Source organism: Pelomicrobium sp. (assembly GCF_036803785.1).
GTDB lineage: Bacteria > Pseudomonadota > Gammaproteobacteria > Burkholderiales > UBA6910 > Pelomicrobium.
In genome coordinates this window covers 1-3,804 of record NZ_DAIRTR010000197.1, presented here as the reverse complement: position 1 = coordinate 3,804, position 3,804 = coordinate 1, and the positions used below count along the sequence as shown (strand labels likewise).

2 protein-coding genes are annotated in these 3,804 nt (G+C 64.5%); one reads left to right on the top strand and one right to left on the bottom strand.

Annotated features, from left to right (window positions below):
- A partial coding sequence (locus V7Q81_RS15060) for a cation:proton antiporter (RefSeq protein ID WP_333844933.1) occupies positions 1-1,190 on the bottom strand: 1,190 nt, incomplete at its 3' end.
- Positions 1,191-1,446: 256 nt separating this feature from the next.
- Between V7Q81_RS15060 and V7Q81_RS15055 the strand changes: the two genes are divergently transcribed.
- Positions 1,447-3,804, top strand: a 2,358-nt coding sequence (locus tag V7Q81_RS15055; RefSeq protein ID WP_333844930.1) for a monovalent cation/H+ antiporter subunit A, incomplete at its 3' end; no start/stop codon positions are given.

Sequence of the window (3,804 nt, the reverse complement as noted above, 5' to 3'; positions counted from 1 at the left end):
CCCGCCACCGCACCCGCCGCCACTTTACCGGCGACCGCTGCCGCGGTAATGCCCAGGGCGATCAGGAGCGCGTGCAGATTGAAGAGGGTGTCCAGGCGCACGCCCATTCCCGTGATCACGAAAAAGAACGGCACCAGGAAATGCCCCAGTGGGTTAAGAAGTTCCTCCAGGCCGCGCTGCTGGTGGTGGGCGATCACCTTCTCCAGCCGCTCACGCACGGGGGGTTCCATGTCCTGGATGGCGCGCGACACGTCAGCAATGAATTCGGGGGATTCGAAGTCCCGGAACTGCACCTCGTCCAGGATCAACCCCGCCGCGAACGCCCCCACGATGGGTGCTAGGCCGATTTGCTGGGCCAGAAAGGCGAACACAAGGCAGGTGCCGATGACGAGCATGAACTTCATGCCAACGCCCGTATGGATGCGGCTGAAAAAGTGGCTGATGCGCGGGGCCAGTGTCTGTCCAAGCACGAGCGCCGCCACGAGAAACAGGACCGCCTTGGTGATGATCCAGGCAACGCCAAGGGCGTCCACGGTGCCCGCCGACACAATGGCGGAAACCACCGCCAGGATCACCAGCCCGAGCACGTCGTCGATGACCGCCGCTCCCAGCACGATCTGGGATTCGGCCGTCTGTAGCGTACCCATGTCTTTGAATACCCGTCCGGTGATACCCACGGAAGTGGCAGTGAGAGTGGCCCCGAGAAAGAGGTAGGTGTTGAAGGAAAGGCCAGGTAGCAGCACGGGGCCCACGATCCAGGTCCCTAGCAGGAAGGGCAGCGCCACGCCCACCACAGCCACCAGGAACGCCCGCACACCCACCCGGCGCATGGAATCCACGCTGGATTCGAGCCCGATCTGAAAGAGGAGGATGACGACGCCCAGCTCGGCCAGAAACTTGACGATCTCATCCGTCTTAATGGGCTCGAACCAGTCGATACCCACCAGGAACAGGTTGCCCAAGGCGATGCCTACCAGCAGCTCCCCTAGCACCGCAGGCTGACCGAAACGCTCCACCAGGCTCGCCGTCTTGGCCGCCCCCAGGATGAGGGCGATCCACAGGAAGACCCAAGCCGTGTGCTCCGCGGAGGCTCCACCTGCGGCGGCCGCCTGCACCGACCATGTGGCGGCAACCAGAACGCCGCAGCCTAGGGCAAGCCGGATAGCATTGGGTGGGCGCGATGCCGGCACAGTGACCTCTCCTTCTTGTAATCTTGCTCGTCGTCGTCCGGTCATGCGGTAATAGCGCGCGGGGGCTCATTGTAGCCCCCCGCATCCTGCCGCGCCAAATCCGCATCCGGAGTCACCGCGGCTACCGATCCGCGCGCTGAAGAATCGCGCAACCTGCCTATTAGGATAAAATCGTCCCGGTCGCGTCGGGGAAACTTTTCCGTCTTTCGGCGGCCTACGCGATAGCTCCTCCGCTCGCAACAAGCAGAAAAAGGCCATGAGCATTCTCGTCCTCGTTCTGTTGCCCCTGGCGGCCGCGAGCCTCGCCCCCGTGCTTGGCCGCCTGGGGCGCAACGCCGCCACCCTGGGCGTGGCGCTGCCGGTCGTAGCGGCCCTGAGCTGGCTGCTATGGCTTTCGCCACGCGCGTTCCAGGGCGAGGTCTTGCGTGCCGGTTGGCAATGGCTGCCGGCGCTGGGGCTCAACCTCACTTTCCGCATCGATGGGCTGGCGTTCCTTTTCGCCTTCCTGATCCTCGCCATCGGGCTGCTGATCATTCTCTACGCTCGCTATTACCTGTCCCCTGCGGACGACCATGGCCGCTTCTTCTGCTATCTCATGCTATTCATGGCAGCGATGATCGGCATCGTGCTCTCGGAGAACGTGTTGCTCATGCTGGTGTTCTGGGAGCTCACCAGCCTGAGCTCTTTTCTGCTCATCGCCTTTCATCACAACCATTACGAGTCTCGTTCTGGCGCCATCACCGCTCTGTCGGTCACCGGAGGTGGAGGACTCGCCCTGCTCGCTGGACTTTTGCTCCTGGCCCACGCGGCGGGCAGCTTCGAGTTGAGCAGCATCCTTGCCTCGCGAGAAGTGGTTCTGGACAGCCCCCTCTATCCGGTCATCGTGGTCCTGGTGCTCCTGGGCGCCTTCACCAAGTCGGCTCAGTTCCCGTTCCATTTCTGGCTGCCCCACGCCATGGCAGCTCCCACCCCGGTGTCGGCCTACCTCCATTCGGCCACCATGGTGAAAGCCGGCATTTTCCTCATGGCGCGGCTGCATCCGGTGCTCGCCGGTACTGACACGTGGTTCTACCTGGTCACAACCACCGGCCTGGTGACCCTAGTGCTCGGCGCCTACCTGGCCATGTTCAAGCACGACCTCAAGGGGCTGCTCGCCTACTCCACCGTGAGCCACCTGGGCTTGATCACCCTGCTGCTCGGCCTCGGCTCGCCGCTGGCGGTGGTGGCCGGCGTGTTTCACATCCTGAACCACGCCACCTTTAAGGCCTCTCTTTTCATGGCCGCTGGTATCATCGATCACGAAACCGGCACGCGGGACATGCGACGGCTGGCGGGCTTGTGGAAGGACATGCCCCACACAGCTGCGCTCGCCATGGTGGCCGCCGCCGCCATGGCGGGGGTGCCCCTGCTCAACGGCTTCCTGTCCAAGGAGATGTTTTTCGCCGAGGCGCTGCAGGGCCGGCTGCTCGGATGGATCGAGCCTGTACTGGCGGCGGCGGCCGGCATGTTCTCCGTGGCTTATTCCCTGCGCTTTATCCACGACGTTTTCTTTCACGGCGAGGCCCGGGATCTGGCCACGGAGCCCCATGAGCCGCCCCGCTGGATGAAGGTGCCGGTGGAGATCCTGGTGGCCACTTGCGTGGTGGTGGGCCTCTTCCCTGCCGTGACCGTCGGCCCCTTGCTACACCTCGCCTCCACGAGCGTCCTCGGTGCGCCGCCGCCCGAGTACAGTCTGGCTATCTGGCACGGCTTCAATTTGCCCCTCTTCATGAGCTTGGTGGCGCTGGCGGGCGGCGTGGGCCTGTACTTCTGGTTGCAGCGCAAGTTCCGTCTACACGCCTATATCCCCTCTCGCCGTACCGCCAAGCGCCTGTTCGACGAGAGCGCCATCCTGGTGACCCGGGCGGCTGTATGGGTGACGGCGCGGCTCGACAACGGTTCCCTGCAGCGCTCCCTGGCGCTCCTGCTCGCCACGAGTCTGATCGTGGCCGCCACTGCCTTCGCCCAGTCGATGCCGCTCCTCGTTCCGTCCTCGACGCCCGCGGACGCAGTAAGCGTGGTGGTTCTCGCCGCCCTGCTCGTGGCAATCGCAGGCAGCGTAGTCTATCGTCATGACCACTTGCTTTCGGCCCTGTTCGTCGGCATAGCGGGATTGATCGTCTCCCTCGCCTTTCTGCGCTTTTCGGCCCCCGACCTCGCCCTCACCCAGCTTTCGGTGGAAGTAGTGTCCATCATCCTGCTGCTCCTCGCCCTGCGACGCCTGCCGGAGCGCTCCCCTCGGGAAAGCTCCTCCCTAAGGCGGGCAAGGGACGCGGGCCTTGCCGTTCTCGCCGGTCTGGGCGTTGGCTTACTCGCCTACAGCGCCATGAACCAGCCGGCCGCCAGCATCTCCCCCTTTTTCCTGGAGCAATCCGTGCCCGGCGGCGGGGGAGCCAATGTGGTCAATGTGATCCTGGTTGACTTCCGCGGTTTCGACACCTTCGGAGAGATCATCGTGCTGGCCATCGCCGCGATCGGCGTGCTCGCCATGACAAGCGCGCTGGAGTACCGCCCAAGGGCTGAAACGGGGGCCCAGCCGGGTTCCCCGCGGGCCACCGTCAGCACGCCACCGCCC